The sequence below is a fragment of the Blautia sp. AF19-13LB genome (assembly GCF_003479105.1).
Classification (GTDB): Bacteria; Bacillota; Clostridia; order Lachnospirales; family Lachnospiraceae; genus Fusicatenibacter; species Fusicatenibacter saccharivorans.
The window spans coordinates 201,958-217,797 of sequence record NZ_QUGO01000003.1; the positions used below are offsets into that span (position 1 = coordinate 201,958).

The window sequence follows — 15,840 nt, forward strand, 5'->3', positions numbered from 1 at the left end:
ATCACTTAGAGCATTTTTGTTTCAGGAGGTACAACCATGAGAAATGAAAAAATTACCCCACTGTACGAGCGCCTGAGCCGGGACGATGAGTTACAGGGCGAGAGCAACTCCATATCCAACCAAAAACAGATGTTAGAGGATTTTGCCCGCCGGAATGGGCTGCCCAACCCTACGCACTTTACCGATGATGGTATCTCAGGCACTCGTTTTGACCGCCCCGGATTTTTGGCGATGATGGAGGAAGTGGAGGCAGGGCGTGTAGAGGCAATCGTCATCAAGGACATGAGCCGGTTAGGACGCGACTATCTGAAGGTCGGTCAAGTTATGGAGGTTTTGCGGCAGCGAGGCGTTCGTCTGATTGCCATCAACGACGGTGTGGACAGTCTGAAAGGCGATGACGATTTTACCCCGTTCCGCAACATTATGAATGAATTTTACGCCCGTGATACCAGTCGGAAAATCCGCTCTGTGTTTAAGTCAAAAGGCATGAGCGGCAAGCACCTGACCGGCACTGTGATTTACGGCTACTTATGGGACGAAAAACGGGAGCATTGGCTGGTAGATGAGGAAGCTGCCGAAGTGGTACGCCGTATATTCTCCCTCACGCTGGAGGGATATGGGCCTTACCAGATCGCCTGCAAATTATCCACAGACCGGATTGAAATTCCTGTCGTACACCTTGCCCGCTTCAACGAGGGTGTGAACCGTTCAAAGCCGGTCAAAGACCCTTATGGATGGGGATCATCTACCATCGTGAACATTTTGAAAAAACGAGAGTATTTAGGGCATACCATCAATTTCAAGACCCGCAAGCACTTTAAGGACAAGAAAAGCCACTATGTTTCTGAGGACGAATGGACGATCTTTGAGAATACCCATGAAGCCATTATCGACCAGCAGACCTTTGATTTGGCGCAGAAAATCCGCAGCAATGTACGGCGTTATCCAAACGGCTGGGGCGAAGCGGCTCCCCTCACAGGATTGCTCTATTGTGCCGATTGCGGCGGCAAGATGTATGTCCACCGCACCAACAATGGCAAGAGGATTTCTCAATATACCTGTTCCAATTATACCAAAGTTCCGTGTGGGACACTATGCCCTACACAACACCGTATCAATGAGAGTGCTGTTCTGACATTGGTTTCCGACACGCTCCGGGCTATCGCTGAATATTCGAGAAATGACCGGACGGAATTTATTCACACTGTTCAGGAGACGCAGGTTGCTCAACAGAGTGCCGATATATCGAAAAAGCGCAGGCGTCTGGCTGCTGCCCAAAAGAGAGCCGGAGAACTGGAAAAACTGATTTGCAAAATCTATGAGGACAATGCCCTCGGCAAGCTGCCGGATGCACGATATAGGGCGCTCGATGCACAGTATGCCAAAGAGCAGGACGCACTTGAGATTGAAATTGCGGAGCTGGAAAAGGCTATTACCGGCTACGAGCAAAGCCAGAAATCAGCGGAGAAATTTATAGCCCTGATTGATAAGTACGAGAATTTTGACACGCTGACAAACACCATGCTCAATGAGTTTGTAGAAAAAATCCTTGTCCACGAACGCGCCCGAAAAGGCAGCCAGGACACCACGCAGGAAATTGAAATCTACTTCAATTTTTTAGGACGCTATATCCCACCATTCTTACAGCCGGTTCCTTTAACACCGGAGGAACAGGAAGAATTGCGAAAAAAAGAAGAACGCAAGGACAGGCTCCATCAGAATTATTTGAAGCGGAAAGCCAGCGGCGCACAGAAACAGTATGAGGACAAAATCAAGGCGAAGAAAAAAGCGGAAATGGACGCTAAGAAAGCCCTGATCCGGGCTGAGGATATGAAAAAAGGTGTTTTTTCTACTATCGGTCAGCTACCAAAAGAAAAACCGCGCAAAGGCAGCATAGCAGCCAGCGCAGCAGTCTAATCATCACGAAGTAAAGGAGAATGAATATGAGTAAGTTGACTTACATTCGTTGTGGAGATTATGATATACCCAACCTAAAACTTTCTGAACAGCCGGAAACTTCTATCGGCAAGTACGGCAGAATGCGAAAATCCTACCTAAAGGAACATCGCCCCATTCTCTACAACCAACTGCTGATGAGCGAGAAGCTGTATCCACACCTGTTAGAGATTGCCCGGACAGCGCAGGAGCGTGTGGAAACCATGTTGCCTCACATGATGGAGACTGCGGGTGTCACGGAAGAACTGAAAGCCTGTGACCCTATGCGTTGGGTGGGGCTGATGAACACATTAACGGCACAGATTGAGGAAATTTTAATCAGGGAACTGATTTGCAGCTGAATGGGAGGTGCGGGAAATGCTGACCTTTGAAAAGATTTTGAAAGTGTTTCAGGCATATCTGGATGATGATCCACTGTATGAGGTGGTTCAGACCAGCCACGGTTATACATTGATGGCATGGGAACCCCACCGGAATGACTGGTACAGCGCTGAAATACAGAAAACCCCGGAGGATTTACGGAACGCTTTGTTGGGTACATACGCCAACTTTCTGGAAGATAAGATTACTGGAAATGACCGTGACCTGACTGTGACAGAAACCGGAGAAATCCAGCAGAGGTGTCGGGAACTTTTGGAAAAGTGCCGGGAACCTTGATATAGAAATGCCAGAAGGAGGCCGCGATTATGCGTCCTCCTTCTGCTTCGCAGTCTGTTCCATTTTGAGCGCCCCATCTATGGCACCTTCGATAATCGGCAGGTATTCTTCAGGGCAAAGCTTCAGCTTGTGGCTGACCCGTTGCCGCTGTTCGCTTTCTTCTCGCATAATCTCCGGGTTAAAATACCGTTCCACGGGAAGTCCGCAGACCTTAATCAACTGGATCATCACAGGCAGGCTCGGAATCGCACCTTGATTCTCAATGTTGGCAAGATACCGCCATTCAATCCCAACCATTTCTGCCAATGTTTTTCGTGCCAGACGCTTTGCCTCTCGTGCAGCTTTGACATCTGCGCCGAAGGTTTCAAAACCGGGACAATCTTCAACTTTCGCCATATAACATCACCCAGCTACATTGTATAATTCATACTTTGCCCGTGGAATGTTGCTATATGTATGTTAGTTGAAGTTTATAATTCATATTCGCGCTTGCTTTGCAACACAGAGGTAACTTATAATTACAATAATCTTTCTAAATCTTGAGTTCTCCATAATAGATACATATTTCTCTGCTATACTTGAAAAATTGGAGGTGGAACAATGCAGAAGATTTTAATTGTCGAAGATGATATTGACATTCAGGATATATTGAAAAACCATCTGATTGATGCAGGCTATGAAGTTGCTGTCGCTTCTGACGGCGTGTCGGGGATTGCAATGTTTGATGATACAATCGACCTTGTGCTGTTAGACATCATGCTCCCTAAAATCGACGGCTATGGTGTGTGTGAGGTCATTCGCAAGCGGTCACAAGTTCCTATTATTATGCTTACTGCGCTTTCGGATGAAGAAAAACAGTTGCGGGGTTTTGAACAGCAGATTGACGATTACATTCCAAAGCCCTTTTCGCCCAAAATCCTGCTGTGCAAGATTGCGGCTATTCTTCGCCGTAGGACTGCGGAAAATCAAAATCAATCCCTGCTTACTTATAAAGAACTGAGTATGGACGTTGACGGATTCCATGTATATCAAGGCGGAAACGAGGTTGTTTTAACCAGCAAAGAGTTTGCGCTTCTTAGGCTTATGCTTGAAAATCAGGGAAAGGTCTTTACTCGACAAATGCTACTTGACCGATTGTGGGCGGACGATTTGGAGGTCGAGGATCGGATCGTTGACAGTCACATAAAGAACATTCGCAAAAAGTTAAATGCTGACTATATAAAAACAATTAGAGGGGTGGGATATAGAATTGATAAGGAAAATTAAAACGAGCCTCACGGCAAAGCTCTTTTTAGCGACAACAGTTCTTTTGATTTTGGTATGTTTGCTTTCTGTTTTCAGTATGGCGAGATATATTCCCCAAACTTATAGCAATCGACTTAGCGCAGAATTGCAAAGGCAAGCCAATGATTTAGTGCCAGTGTTGGAAAAGGCTGGTTCCTTAGAGGAATGTTATTCACTTGTTCAGCAATTCACCGCACAGACAAAATCAACTGCCTATATTGAAGATAGTTATGGAGATATTTTATATTCAAGTGACAAATTGACGATAACAACCGACAAGGATTCTATTGCTACGATTCAAGAAAATCCTGATAGCGCAATTATTGCAAGTGACGAATTACTGACAGAAGCAGGTTATGTGTTCACCCTGTTAGGTAGCGACTATACCCTTTATGTGCAAAGTGATACGGTATCCGTCAATCAGGCAATAGAAGCGATTTGGCAAACCGTTCCGTTGGTCATATTGGGAATCTTCTTCATGTCCATCTTGTTTTCTGTCATTTACTCACGCTATATAACAAAACCGATTATTGAATTAAGCAGTACATCGCAAAAAATGGCTCGGCTCAAATTTGAGCCGCACGGAAATTCTAATCGTTCAGACGAGATAGGAATACTCTCGGACAGCTTAAATACTTTGTCAGATAATTTACAGCATACATTGGCCGAACTGAAAAAAAGCAATTCCGAGTTAGAGGCCGAAATATCAAAAGAGCGAGAACTTGAAAAAAAGCAACAGGAATTTTTCTCGGCGGCATCACATGAACTGAAAACGCCTTTGACAATTCTGAAGGGTCATTTAATGGGGATGCTCAATAAGGTCAAAGGATATGAAAATCAAGAGGCATATATGGAGCGGTCGCTGGCCGTTGTTGAAAAAATGGAAACATTAGTGAAAGAACTGCTCTATGTATCTAAAACAGACGGAAAGCAGAGAACGGAATATAAGACGATTGATTTTGCAGAGCTTCTTCGGGTACAAATAGCTGATGTGACCGATTTGCTGTCTGAAAAAGAAATTTCTCTTTCTGTGAATATTCCTGACAAAATCCTGTGTGATGCAGACCCGGCACAGATGGAACGAGCCATTCAAAATGTTTTGGTAAATGCCATTCGCTACTCACCGAATGGCGAGGCAATCTATATATCCTTGTCGAACGATAAAAATACCGTTTCCTGCAAAGTTGAAAATACAGGCGTCCATATTCCAGAGGAAATGATACCCCATCTATTTGAAGCATTTTACAGAGCGGATACCTCCCGTAATCGTAATACCGGGGGAACAGGCTTAGGACTTTATATCGTCCGCAAAATCATGGAACTGCACCACGCAAAATATGGTATCCAAAACACAAGCAAAGGCGTGGTGTTCTGGCTTGAAATGCAGCAAGAAAGAGGTGCTATCAACTCCATCTAAAATCCATATTCCTTGCAAACTATATCCAAATTATTTTGTTATCTTATAGCTGTCCTCAAGAGGACGGCTATAATTTTTGAAAGCGAGGCAAAGCAAAATGGTAAAAGCTAAATTCGGAGCATTGGCTCTGACGGTATTGATGGGACTGGGTGCAGTAAGTCCCTTGCATGGGGTCACAGAAGCTCATGCGCTAAACGCACCTGTTGCCAATTCTGCACAGCAGAAAACGGTCGTGTCCACAACGGATGATTCCGATGGCGTTATGAGCTACAAGGACAAGGAGAACGGAAAGACCTTTGTCAGCGAGGACAATGGCGCAAGCTGGATGTCCGAAGAAGATTATAATAACAGCCATCCCGCAATCAACTACGAGTGGTGGACTTATGACGAGTACAAGGAATGGCTGGAACAGGAAAAGAAAACTCTTCAGGAAATGGCCGACGAGCACGCAATAGCCGAAACCAGCGAGGGCTCTTTCGAGTGGACGCAGGAAATGACAGACCAGTACATTGCCGAATATGAGCAGACCCTGGAGGACATCAAAAATGGGCTTCTCGTATCTAAGTCTGTGAATGGGGACGATGAGTGCATGACAACTTTCAATCCTAATTGGGTAGGCAGCACTACCGACTAACAGCCTATCATGTTGATTTAGAAACTGCCACACGACGGCAAAAGAAAAAAAGCCGTCGTACAGCAGCCATATCGACACGCCCATTTGAAGCGGCGGCTTTGATTTTCAGAGCCGCCGTTTCTTTTCGTCTACGCTAAACCAACGACGACCTAACACCGTGTAAATCCACGGCGGCACATAGGAGGATTGCCGCCGTGTCTATTTTTGCCTTTTTTCACAGTCCCCATGACCTGCACCAGCTAAAAAAAGCCTGTTCCCAGCAGCGGAGCAATGCGGTCAGAAGTATGCACTATACCATGTAACTAAACAGCAAAATATACTCTATTACGCTCGTATGGCTTTATGCCATCCGGGCGCTTTTTTGTCCCTATGGAGCCGTAACATCGGGTCAGCATGGCCCGAACTTTATCCCAGGTGCCGTTCTCCGCCGCCCCATTCAGATTTACCAAAAAAATCTGAATGGAGGAAAGGCAGATGGAAGTTACCATCAATTATAATGGACAAGCTGTGGCCGTGGAGGTCACGCTGGAAGTCTATGAATTTCTTGACCGGGCCGATCACAAAACGGAGAACCTGTTCCATGAACAGCGGCGGCATTGGGATGGTCGGGAGTTTGACGAGTACATCATTACCACCGAGGGCGTAGGAGCCTACGGCGAAACGCCGGAAGAATACCTTTGCCGCATGGAAACGTTGCATGAGTTGATGGCTGTTCTGGACACCTGTACCGAGGCCCAGCGCCGCCGGTTCCTGCTCTATGCGCTTGACGGGCTGAGCCTTGCGGAGATCGGTGTGCTGTGCAGCTGCTCCAAAGTGGCTGTGTATCAAAGTGTGGAGGCGGTCAGAAAAAAATTTATAAATTTCTTTGAGAACAGGCTTAACGAATGACCTGTTTTCTGGCTACCAAGTGAAAGGGATCATTTCCCTTATCTCAGCGAGGGGCGGACAGCGGACGAGCTGCCCGCCTCTCCGATTTTCAGGAGGTAAGCCTATGAAAACAATCAATCTGCGGTGGATGTATCCCCGCTACCGGCATGACGAGTTTGTGGATGTTACGGACGAGGTATGGGCAGCGATGTATCAGGCCCAGCGGGAGATGGAGAACTATGAGCGCCGGAAAGTCTACCACCGCGCCTACTACTCTCTGGACGCATACAGCTGGCTGGAAAATTACGCACTGGAACACAGCAGATCATCGGAAGATATTTTGCTGGAACGAGAAGAAATGACCACCCGTCTGCGCCTGATTGCAGCTCTGCCTGCGGCTCTGGCTCATGCCACTCCGACACAGGCCCGCCGTGTTCACGCCTACTACATTGCTGGTATCAAGCAGCCGGAAATCTCTCGGATAGAGGGCATCCACAGCAGCAAGGTTAGCGTTGCCATCCGCCGGGGTCTGCGGAATATGCGCCGCTGCTATGATGGCCTTTCCCAAACAGAGTGAGGGCGTGCCTATGCAGACTATCAATCTCAAACAATATTATCCATTTTGCAAAGAGGACATTTTTTTGGAGGTGTCCGATGAGATCGTCGAAGCGTTTCTTCTGGATAAGAGAGCCGAGGCCGCCAGAGATCGCAAGATGTTCCGGTATAAGGCGTTTTATTCCCTCGATTGTAACGATGGAATCGAAAATGCCGCCATCGGCTGGGCGCAACCATCGCCGGAGGACTACCTGATAGAAAAAGAAGAATTAGCCGAATACGAAGAACTGATACGGCGATTGTATGAAGCCATTTCTTTCCTGCCGCCTATGCAGGCTCGCCGTGTCCACGCCCGCTATATGCTGGGTATGAAAGTGAAAGATATTGCCGCAATGGAGGGTATCACGCCATCACAGGCGGGAAAATCCATCCATGCCGCACTGCGGAGGCTGCGCCGGTACTTTGCTCGACAGAAATGGACGGTCAATCTATGAGTATTTCCAAAGAAAAGAGGTGCCTGACATGAACGAAAAAATTACAGCCCACCCCCAAAAAGAAGAACGGGAGAAAGTCCTGAAGGAAATTCGGCAGCTTGAAAACCGAAAGAAGATTTTGGAGAACAAGCAGCGGAACGAAGAACGCAGGGTTCGCACCCGCCGCCTGATTGAGCGCGGAGCCATTTTGGAGGGGATTTTCCCGCTGGCTCCCGACCTTTCCGGCGCGGAGGTCAAAACATTTCTGATTGCCCTGTCCCATCTTCCGGGGGCTGCGGAATTGACTGCAAACCTGCCAAAATCCGGGGACACGCCATAAGTCCCTTGTTTACAAGGGCGCACTTATACACCGTTGCCGGTGTCGTGCGCCCTGCCGGGGGCTGTTGCGTACTTCGTCCGCGATGGGAAGCTACGCTCCCCAAACCCCTTGTGCGCTCTGCGCAGCCAGACACCCGCTTTGCGTTTGTCCGGCTCCACATAGCCTGTTATCCCCTCACTGAAAGGAGGTGTTCCCCATAGATTTCTGTCATATCCCCGTCAGTATCATCAAGCGCAGCGCAGGCCGTTCTGCCGTTGCCGCAGCTGCTTACCGCAGCGGAACCAAGCTGACAAATGAATGGGATGGAATGACCCACGACTACACCCGGAAAGGCGGCATTGTCCATGCGGAGATCATGCTGCCCGCCCACGCCCCGCCGGAATTTGCAGACCGTTCTATCCTCTGGAACAGCGTGGAGCAAATTGAGAAAGCAAGAGACAGCCAGCTCGCCCGCGAGATTGAAGCAGCCCTGCCCCGTGAACTGTCCGGCGAACAGCAGCTTGCCCTTGTGCGTGCCTATGTGAAGGAGAACTTTGTAGACAAAGGAATGTGCGCCGACTTTGCTATCCATGACAAGGGAACCGGCAACCCTCATGTCCATATCATGCTGACGCTCCGGCCTTTGAAAGAAAATGGACAGTGGGGCGCAAAGTGCCGCAAGGCATACGATCTGGACGAGAATGGACAGCGTATCCCGGATGGGAAAGGCGGTTGGAAAAATCACAGAGAGGATACGACCGACTGGAACGATAAAGAAAATGTGGAGATTTGGCGGGCAGCGTGGGCGGCCTACACCAATCGGGCGTTGGAATCTGCCGGTAGACCGGGGCGCATTGACCATCGCAGCTACAGGCGGCAGGGCATTGATAAAATCCCCTCTGTCCATCTGGGGCCAGCCGCCAGCCAAATGGAAAAGCGCGGCATCCGCACCGACAAGGGCGAAGTAAACCGGCAGATCGCCGCCGACAACAAGCTGCTGAAAGAAATCAAAGCCCGCATTACCCGTCTTTATTGCTGGTCGAAAGCCGAAGCGGAAAAACCACAAACGCAGCAAAGCAGCTTGACCGCCTTGTGGGAGGCTCAGCAGCAGTTGAACGCTCCCCGCACCCGTACCGGAAAAATCCGGGCTTTGCAGGAAAGCGCTGCACTATTCAGCTTTTTACAGGCAAACGGCATCCAGTCTATGCAGCAGCTTCATGAAAAAATCGCTGATATGAACAGCCATTACTATGACTTGCGTGGAAAGATCGTCAAGACCGAGCGCCGGATCGCCATTCTTACCGAATGCGGGGAGATGTGGGAACAGTACAACCAGTACAAGTCCATCCACAAGCAGCTTGCCAAAGTAAAGCCGGAAAAGCGGGAACAGTTTGAGCAGCGCCACAGCCGGGAACTGATCCTGTATGACGCAGCAGTCCGCTATCTGAAAGAATTGAAAGATAGCGGTGAGGCAATCACCCCGAAGGCATGGCAGCGGGAAATCGACCAGCTGACCGCCGGAAAGCAGACGGACACGCTTGCCATGAAATCCATGCGGGAAGATTTGAAAACAGTGGAACGGCTCCGCAAAACCGCCGAGCAGCTGTCCCGACAGGAAAGGGACAAGTCTCACGACCGTGGGCCGGAGCGGTAAAGGCTACCGCGTTTTGGCGTACCCCTGTCAAGTGCGTCGCGTTTCACGACATACTTTTGCATACAGAAAAACCGCCGTACAGGTTTCCCCATACGGCGGCAGACTGTTTATTTGCCGAACAAGTCGCTGTGTGTGCCGGTGCGGGCCAGCGTCAGCACCAGAACATCATCCTCTATGCGATAGACAAGCAGCCAGTCCGGGAGAATATGACATTCCCGATGACCTGCCCAATCGCCGGATAGGTCATGGTCACGGTTCTTATCTGGCAGCGCTTCGCCCATTGCCAGCAATGCTACGACCTGCTCCAGCAGCTCAATCTTCAAGCCACGCTTTATGGCTCGTTTGTAGTCCTTTTTGAAACTGGTCGTGTACTTGACGGTATATTTGGTTTCTTTCATCTTTTCAGGTCAGCAAACAACTCGTCAAGGTCATTATAGCCCTTTACAGACGGGTCTTTTGCAATCCTTTCCGCTTCCAGCATGGCAGCAACCGTTTCTTTGTTCGGCTGTTCCAGCCTTACTTCAAAGGGAATGCCGCCTTCACGAAGCGACTGGCGCACAAAGATGTTAAACGCCGTAGTCAGGTTCATGCCAAGTTCAGTAAACAGTGCGTCCGCCTGCGCTTTCAAATCTGCGTCCATGCGGATACTGATGTTTGTGGTATTTCCAGCCATACGATCAACCCCTTTCTGCTGGCAATTATAGTATATGCCATTTGCACGAAGAAAACAATACTTTGCACGAATTTTTAACAATAAGTTCATTCAAGGAGGTTACACGCTTTATGAAAGAAATCATTTATGAAGAACAACAAAACTGAACCTATCCCTGTCATGGATTACCGCCAGTACCGCAGAGCGCGGAGGCTGGTGCATGAGTGCTGCAACTATGACGGCGGCAACTGTATCGCGCTGGACGATGGGGAGGAATGTGTCTGTGTCCAGTCCATTTCCTACTCCCTGTTGTGCCGGTGGTTCCGGGCGGCGGTGCTGCCGCTGGACAGGGAACTGGAAACAGCCCTGTTCCACCGTCTGGACGCTAAACGGTGTGTTATCTGCGGGGCGCTGTTCACCCCCGGCTCCAACCGGGCTAAATACTGCCCGGAATGTGCGCCGAAAGTCCACCGGCGGCAAAAGGCCGAGTGCGAACGCCGGAGAAGGGTACAGCGTGGACAATTAGAGGGCAAAAACCCCTTGTAAATCAAGGCTTTTTTCGAGGGTGTCGGCGGGGGCCTGATAGATTTATCCTCCGACCCCTAAAACGGTCTTAAAATGCGTACAGAATCCCAAGAGAAACCCCAAGGAGGAACCCTATGTCAGACAACCGAAAATATTATTACCTGAAACTCAAAGAAAACTATTTTGACGATGATTCCATCGTGCTGCTGGAAAGTATGCAGGACGGTGTGCTGTATTCTAACATTCTGCTCAAGCTGTATCTGAAATCGCTGAAACATGGTGGACGGCTTCAACTTGACGAGGACATTCCTTACACGGCGCAGATGATCGCCACCATCACCCGCCAGCAGATCGGCACTGTGGAGAGAGCCTTGCAGATCTTTTTGAAGCTGGGTCTTGTGGAGGTGCTGGACAGCGGCACCTTCTACATGAGCAATATTGAACTGCTGATCGGCCAGTCCTCTACCGAGGCCGAGCGAAAGCGGGCTGCGAGGCTCCAAAATAAGGCTCTTTCTGCGCCCCGGACAAACGGCGGACATTTGTCCGACATTCGTCCACCAGAGATAGAGATAGAGTTAGAGAAAGAGATAGAGATAAAGAGAGAGATAGAGAAGGGACGCTCCGCCCGCGCCTATGGCCGTTACCAGAATGTTTTCCTGACGTACGAGGAAATGGCAGACTTGCAGGCCAGCTTTCCTGCTGTATGGGAACAGTACATCGAAAAACTGTCCGAGTACATGGCCTCTACCGGCAAGCGGTATCAGAGCCATGCCGCGACCATCCGGCGCTGGGCCGGTGAGGACGCGAAGAAAGCAGCCCCGCCCACCCGCAACCGGGATTACAGCGTAAAGGAGGATGAAACCGTATGATTGAGATTACCGCAGAAATCCGGGCGCTGATCGACAAGGCAGTCGCCGGTGTGGAACTGGCCGGGGACGAGTACATAGACCCGACAGACGGCCTCATTCACTGTAAGAAGTGCGGCGGCCAGAGGCAGACTGTTGTGCCATGCTTCGGGAAATCCGGCTACTTTATGCCGCGCTGCATCTGCCAGTGCCAGCGGGAGGCCGAGGAACAGCGCAAGACTGCTGAAGAACGGCAGCGCCGCATGGAGCGTATCAAACGCCGAAAGGCACAGGGCTTGCAAGACCGCTATCTCTATGACTACACCTTTGCCAACGACAACGGCAAAAACCCATTGATGGACAAGGCCCGCGCCTATGTGGAGAACTGGAAGGAGGCATATAAAAACAACACCGGCCTGCTGTTATTCGGGGATGTGGGAACCGGCAAGTCTTTTTTCGCCGGTTGTATCGCCAACGCCCTGCTTGACCGGGATGTGCCGGTGCTGATGACGAACTTTCCCACCATCCTGAACCGTCTGACGGGAATGTTTTCCGAGGACAGGTCGGAGTTTATTGCCAGCTTTGACGAGTATGACCTGCTTATCATTGACGATCTGGGAGTAGAGCGCAGTACCGAATATGCTATGGAGCAGATGTTTTTCGTCATTGACAGCCGCTACCGCAGCCGCAGGCCCATGATTATCACAACAAACTTGAAACTGTCCGAGCTGAAAAACCCGCCTGATCTGGCCCACGCCCGTATCTATGACCGTATTCTGGAACGGTGTGCGCCGATTCTTTTTGACGGGAAGAATTTCCGGGAAGAAAATGCCGGTGCTACCCGACAGACAGCAAAAGACATTGTAAACAGTAAGCACGACTGATTTTTTACCGGGCGGCACAGACCCGTTCGGAGAAAGGAGCGCCATGAACAAAGAACCCCGTACTATGCAGGTGGCAGACGCCGCTACTGCGTCCAGAGCGCCGGAAAACACGCCAGCGATGGTAAAGAAAATCGGCAAGACGACCTACAAGGTTCATGTCCATTTCAGCAATACCAGCACAGAAACCATGAGCGATAAAATCAAGCGTATGCTCAAAAACGAGATACAGCAGATGTGACCGGCTGATAAAGCCAGCCGCCTTGTGTTAAACTGATGATGGTACACACCAAAACTTTAGCCAAGGAGGACACGAAAATGCTTTACACAGAAAAAGAGAAACATGAAATTGAGCGAGTAAAGGAGGTCTTTGCGGAACATCTGCGGCAAAGCCCTGATTTTGAACTGCTCTGGTCGGACAAGGTAGGTTATGTCTGGCTGGCGATTGGCGTAAATCCAGTCTATGTGGATACCGGTATCAGAATCGAATCTGCCGCCGATCTCTGTTACAGGTGTTTGGACGATGTAGCTACGGATGTTCTATATATGACGGGCAACGATCACGCGCTGGAAGCAGCCGACCCGCTGGAATTGGCCGAAATCAAGCGGCGTTGGGAGCCATATATCAACCAGCTGCCAGACTACGCGTATCTCTGCAAAGACCTGCTGAACGGAAAAATGTAATCTGTCAAACGAGGTGTCAGGAGCCATACAATGCTTCTGGCACCTTTTTTGTAGATTTTTTGTGAATTTGATGAAAAAGTCCTTGACAATTTGTCTCTGGAAAAACAGCCAAGTCGATTTTGATTTCCTGCGGCGCTCGCCTTGCCGTGTTCGACATTGCAGAGTTGCGTGAGGTCACGGCTTATGATGAGCTGGAGCTGGATACTCTGGGAGACAGGAAAACGGCTCTGTTCCTCATTATGAGTGATACGGATGACAGCTTTAACTTCCTGATCTCCATGTGTTATACCCAGCTTTTCAATCTGCTCTGCGAAAAAGCCGACGATGTGTATGGCGGCAGGCTTCCGGTTCATGTGCGCTGTTTGATTGATGAGTGTGCTAACATCGGGCAGATTCCGAAACTGGAAAAGCTGGTGGCCACCATCCGAAGCCGTGAGATCTCTGCCTGTCTGGTGTTGCAGGCACAGAGTCAGCTCAAGGCGATCTATAAGGATAACGCAGATACCATCATCGGTAACATGGATACATCCATCTTCCTGGGCGGTAAAGAGCCGACTACCCTCAAAGAGTTGGCTGCCGTGCTGGGAAAGGAAACCATCGACACCTACAACACCGGAGAGAGCCGTGGGAGGGAAACCTCCCATTCACTCAACTATCAAAAATTGGGGAAAGAGCTGATGAGCCAGGATGAGCTTGCTGTTATGGATGGAGGCAAGTGTATCCTCCAGCTGCGCGGTGTGCGTCCTTTCCTTTCGGATAAGTACGACATCACCAAGCACCCCAATTTCAAGTACACTGCCGACGCGGATGATAAGAACGCTTTTGACATTGAAGCATTCTTGTCTGCAAGGCTGAAACTCAAGCCCAATGAGGTCTGCGATGTATATGAAGTAGACACAAAGGGCGCTTAATTTCGTTCCGCTTTAGAAGGGAGTGATCTTATCTATTCGCCGCACTTGCCCTCTATGGGCCATTGGCGTACAAAGCGGACAATCGCGAGAAAAAATAATGAAAAAGGAGGACAGCCGGAATCATGCCCCCGGAAACCGGGCGGCAGATTGTTCCGGCTTTTGTATGCCTATGAAACATGACAAACCTATTTTTTAATCAGATTCCGGCTAACAAACTATATGGCATTTTTTGAACAGGCAATCACCGTTCTTCAGACCCTCGTTATCGCGCTCGGTGCCGGTCTCGGTATCTGGGGCGTTATCAACCTGCTGGAAGGTTACGGCAACGACAACCCCGGCGCCAAGAGCCAGGGCATGAAGCAGCTCATGGCCGGTGCTGGTGTAGCCGTGGTAGGCATGGTCCTTGTACCTCTGCTCTCCGGGCTTTTCTCTGTCTAAGCGTCTCCGTATGAAATCCTTGCCGCTCCCGCAGTTTTGCGGGGGCGGCGGAAAGGAGGTTGACACCGTATGGATTTCTTACTTGAAGCCCTGACAAATTGGCTGAAAGAAATGCTGGTGGGCGGCATTATGAGCAACCTTTCGGGGATGTTTGACAGTGTAAATCAGCAGGTCGCGGATATATCCGTACAGGTAGGCCAGACCCCACAGGGATGGAATGGCAATATTTTCAGCATGATTGAGAATCTGTCCAACTCCATCATGGTGCCGATTGCAGGCGTGATCCTGGCTATCGTGATGACCGTAGACCTGATCCAGATGATCGCAGACAAGAACAACCTGCATGATGTGGACACCTGGATGATTTTCAAGTGGGTGTTCAAATCAGCCGCTGCCATCCTCATTGTCACAAACACATGGAATATCGTGATGGGCGTCTTTGATATGGCGCAGAGCGTAGTGGCGCAGGCGGCAGGGGTTATCAATTCGGATGCGTCCATTGACATTTCCTCAGTTATGACCGATCTGGAACCGAGGCTGATGGAAATGGATCTGGGACCGCTGTTCGGACTGTGGTTCCAATCCCTCTTTATTGGCATTACTATGTGGGCGTTATATATCTGTATCTTTATCGTTATTTATGGCCGTATGATCGAAATCTACCGCGCGTCCAGAAGCGCCGCTTTTCATCCAAAGGCGGTGTGCGGGCATTTTGGGAACCCGGCTTTAGCAAGCCGGTAAAGAAAAGTATCAAAGACGTGAAAAGCGTCACTTTAGCGTCATCCGATTTACCCCGGAGGGAAACCACAAGGGGGACAATAGCGTATCGGAAAAATCGCGAGTTGGGAAAACCATCTACCCACGACTGAGCGGCAAGACGCAACATTGTGAATGAGGAGCAAGGCTAAACTGCTTTAAGGGTAGTCCGAGGCGGGATACTCGACCCGGCGGCGCAGGATGGTTGTATTCGCCGTATGTCATAGCGGAATGTGACAGGTAAACACAGACCGCACGATACTTATGACAGCCAGCCGCAGTAAGCGGAAAAGGACGAAAACCCACTACCGACATCACAATACGCTTATCCC

Annotated in this window: 20 protein-coding genes and 2 pseudogenes; 19 read left to right on the plus strand and 3 right to left on the minus strand. The window is 49.7% G+C overall.

Annotated features, from left to right (window positions below; genetic code table 11):
* Positions 1-36: 36 nt before the first annotated feature.
* Genes DWX32_RS04630 through DWX32_RS04640 form a run of 3 tightly spaced genes read left to right on the plus strand, consistent with a single transcriptional unit; the run spans position 37 to position 2,613 of the window.
* Positions 37-1,917 (plus strand): recombinase family protein, encoded by a 1,881-nt coding sequence (locus tag DWX32_RS04630; RefSeq protein WP_118659335.1) that lies wholly within the window; start codon positions 37-39, stop codon positions 1,915-1,917.
* A 26-nt stretch (positions 1,918-1,943) separates the two neighbouring features.
* Positions 1,944-2,297 carry a TnpV protein gene (locus DWX32_RS04635; RefSeq protein WP_117950536.1) on the plus strand — a complete coding sequence of 118 codons (354 nt, stop codon included), beginning with the start codon at positions 1,944-1,946 and terminating at the stop codon, positions 2,295-2,297.
* A 16-nt stretch (positions 2,298-2,313) separates the two neighbouring features.
* Positions 2,314-2,613 (plus strand): hypothetical protein, encoded by a 300-nt coding sequence (locus DWX32_RS04640; protein WP_004612693.1) that lies wholly within the window; start codon positions 2,314-2,316, stop codon positions 2,611-2,613.
* Positions 2,614-2,640: 27 nt separating this feature from the next.
* Here DWX32_RS04640 and DWX32_RS04645 read toward each other — a convergent pair whose 3' ends face one another.
* Positions 2,641-3,009, minus strand: coding sequence for a helix-turn-helix transcriptional regulator (locus DWX32_RS04645; RefSeq protein WP_005933665.1), 369 nt, complete (start codon positions 3,007-3,009; stop codon positions 2,641-2,643).
* Between the two features lie 204 nt (positions 3,010-3,213).
* On the opposite strand from DWX32_RS04645, the gene DWX32_RS04650 reads away from it, so the two are divergent.
* The 8 genes from DWX32_RS04650 (at position 3,214) to mobQ (ending at position 9,816) form a co-directional block, all read left to right on the plus strand.
* Complete coding sequence (locus DWX32_RS04650) at positions 3,214-3,879, plus strand: response regulator transcription factor (protein WP_118659336.1); 666 nt, start codon at positions 3,214-3,216, stop codon at positions 3,877-3,879.
* Entirely contained in the window at positions 3,863-5,314 is a 1,452-nt protein-coding gene (locus tag DWX32_RS04655) for a sensor histidine kinase (protein ID WP_117950540.1), read from the plus strand. Before DWX32_RS04650 ends, DWX32_RS04655 begins: the two co-directional genes overlap by 17 nt.
* A gap of 97 nt (positions 5,315-5,411) precedes the next feature.
* On the plus strand, positions 5,412-5,948 hold the full coding sequence (locus DWX32_RS04660) for a hypothetical protein (RefSeq protein ID WP_117950542.1): 537 nt from the start codon (positions 5,412-5,414) through the stop codon (positions 5,946-5,948).
* A gap of 474 nt (positions 5,949-6,422) precedes the next feature.
* On the plus strand, positions 6,423-6,836 hold the full coding sequence (locus DWX32_RS04665) for an RNA polymerase sigma factor (protein ID WP_117950544.1): 414 nt from the start codon (positions 6,423-6,425) through the stop codon (positions 6,834-6,836).
* Positions 6,837-6,939: 103 nt separating this feature from the next.
* Positions 6,940-7,392 carry an RNA polymerase subunit sigma-24 gene (locus DWX32_RS04670; protein WP_118659338.1) on the plus strand — a complete coding sequence of 151 codons (453 nt, stop codon included), beginning with the start codon at positions 6,940-6,942 and terminating at the stop codon, positions 7,390-7,392.
* A 10-nt stretch (positions 7,393-7,402) separates the two neighbouring features.
* Entirely contained in the window at positions 7,403-7,864 is a 462-nt protein-coding gene (locus tag DWX32_RS04675; RefSeq protein ID WP_117950548.1) for an RNA polymerase sigma factor, read from the plus strand.
* 28 nt (positions 7,865-7,892) lie between these two features.
* On the plus strand, positions 7,893-8,183 hold the full coding sequence (locus DWX32_RS04680) for a DUF3847 domain-containing protein (protein WP_028085895.1): 291 nt from the start codon (positions 7,893-7,895) through the stop codon (positions 8,181-8,183).
* A 187-nt stretch (positions 8,184-8,370) separates the two neighbouring features.
* Positions 8,371-9,816: a MobQ family relaxase gene (gene mobQ / locus DWX32_RS04685; RefSeq protein WP_118659339.1), complete on the plus strand. Its 1,446-nt coding sequence runs from the start codon at positions 8,371-8,373 to the stop codon at positions 9,814-9,816.
* A 107-nt stretch (positions 9,817-9,923) separates the two neighbouring features.
* Here the strand turns inward: mobQ and DWX32_RS04690 are convergent, their stop codons facing one another.
* Together DWX32_RS04690 and DWX32_RS04695 are read right to left on the minus strand one after the other, a co-directional pair.
* Positions 9,924-10,214 carry a type II toxin-antitoxin system YafQ family toxin gene (locus DWX32_RS04690; RefSeq protein WP_118427296.1) on the minus strand — a complete coding sequence of 97 codons (291 nt, stop codon included), beginning with the start codon at positions 10,212-10,214 and terminating at the stop codon, positions 9,924-9,926.
* Complete coding sequence (locus DWX32_RS04695; protein ID WP_005924829.1) at positions 10,211-10,489, minus strand: type II toxin-antitoxin system RelB/DinJ family antitoxin; 279 nt, start codon at positions 10,487-10,489, stop codon at positions 10,211-10,213. The genes DWX32_RS04690 and DWX32_RS04695 overlap by 4 nt, the downstream gene beginning before the upstream one ends.
* 126 nt (positions 10,490-10,615) lie before the next feature.
* Here DWX32_RS04695 and DWX32_RS04700 point away from each other — a divergent pair, with 126 nt between their 5' ends.
* From DWX32_RS04700 to DWX32_RS04735, 8 genes and pseudogenes are all read left to right on the plus strand, one after another.
* Positions 10,616-11,014 (plus strand): cysteine-rich VLP domain-containing protein, encoded by a 399-nt coding sequence (locus tag DWX32_RS04700; RefSeq protein ID WP_118659340.1) that lies wholly within the window; start codon positions 10,616-10,618, stop codon positions 11,012-11,014.
* Between the two features lie 113 nt (positions 11,015-11,127).
* On the plus strand, positions 11,128-11,862 hold the full coding sequence (locus DWX32_RS04705; RefSeq protein ID WP_118659341.1) for a phage replisome organizer N-terminal domain-containing protein: 735 nt from the start codon (positions 11,128-11,130) through the stop codon (positions 11,860-11,862).
* Complete coding sequence (locus DWX32_RS04710; RefSeq protein ID WP_118659342.1) at positions 11,859-12,722, plus strand: ATP-binding protein; 864 nt, start codon at positions 11,859-11,861, stop codon at positions 12,720-12,722. Before DWX32_RS04705 ends, DWX32_RS04710 begins: the two co-directional genes overlap by 4 nt.
* A gap of 64 nt (positions 12,723-12,786) precedes the next feature.
* Positions 12,787-12,960, plus strand: a complete 174-nt coding sequence (locus DWX32_RS04715; protein WP_005924807.1) for a transposon-encoded TnpW family protein — start codon at positions 12,787-12,789, stop codon at positions 12,958-12,960.
* 35 nt (positions 12,961-12,995) lie between these two features.
* The gene (locus tag DWX32_RS04720; RefSeq protein ID WP_442857713.1) at positions 12,996-13,403 is read left to right on the plus strand and encodes a hypothetical protein; all 408 of its coding nucleotides are present in this window, start codon (positions 12,996-12,998) and stop codon (positions 13,401-13,403) included.
* Between the two features lie 86 nt (positions 13,404-13,489).
* Positions 13,490-14,314 (plus strand): annotated as a pseudogene (locus tag DWX32_RS04725) (VirD4-like conjugal transfer protein, CD1115 family); the annotation flags it as partial.
* Positions 14,315-14,533: 219 nt separating this feature from the next.
* A complete protein-coding gene (locus DWX32_RS04730) occupies positions 14,534-14,752 on the plus strand; it encodes a Maff2 family mobile element protein (RefSeq protein ID WP_003525154.1) in 219 nt (72 codons plus the stop codon).
* Positions 14,753-14,821: 69 nt separating this feature from the next.
* A pseudogene (locus DWX32_RS04735) lies at positions 14,822-15,460 on the plus strand (VirB6/TrbL-like conjugal transfer protein, CD1112 family); the annotation flags it as partial.
* Between the last annotated feature and the right edge of the window lie 380 nt (positions 15,461-15,840).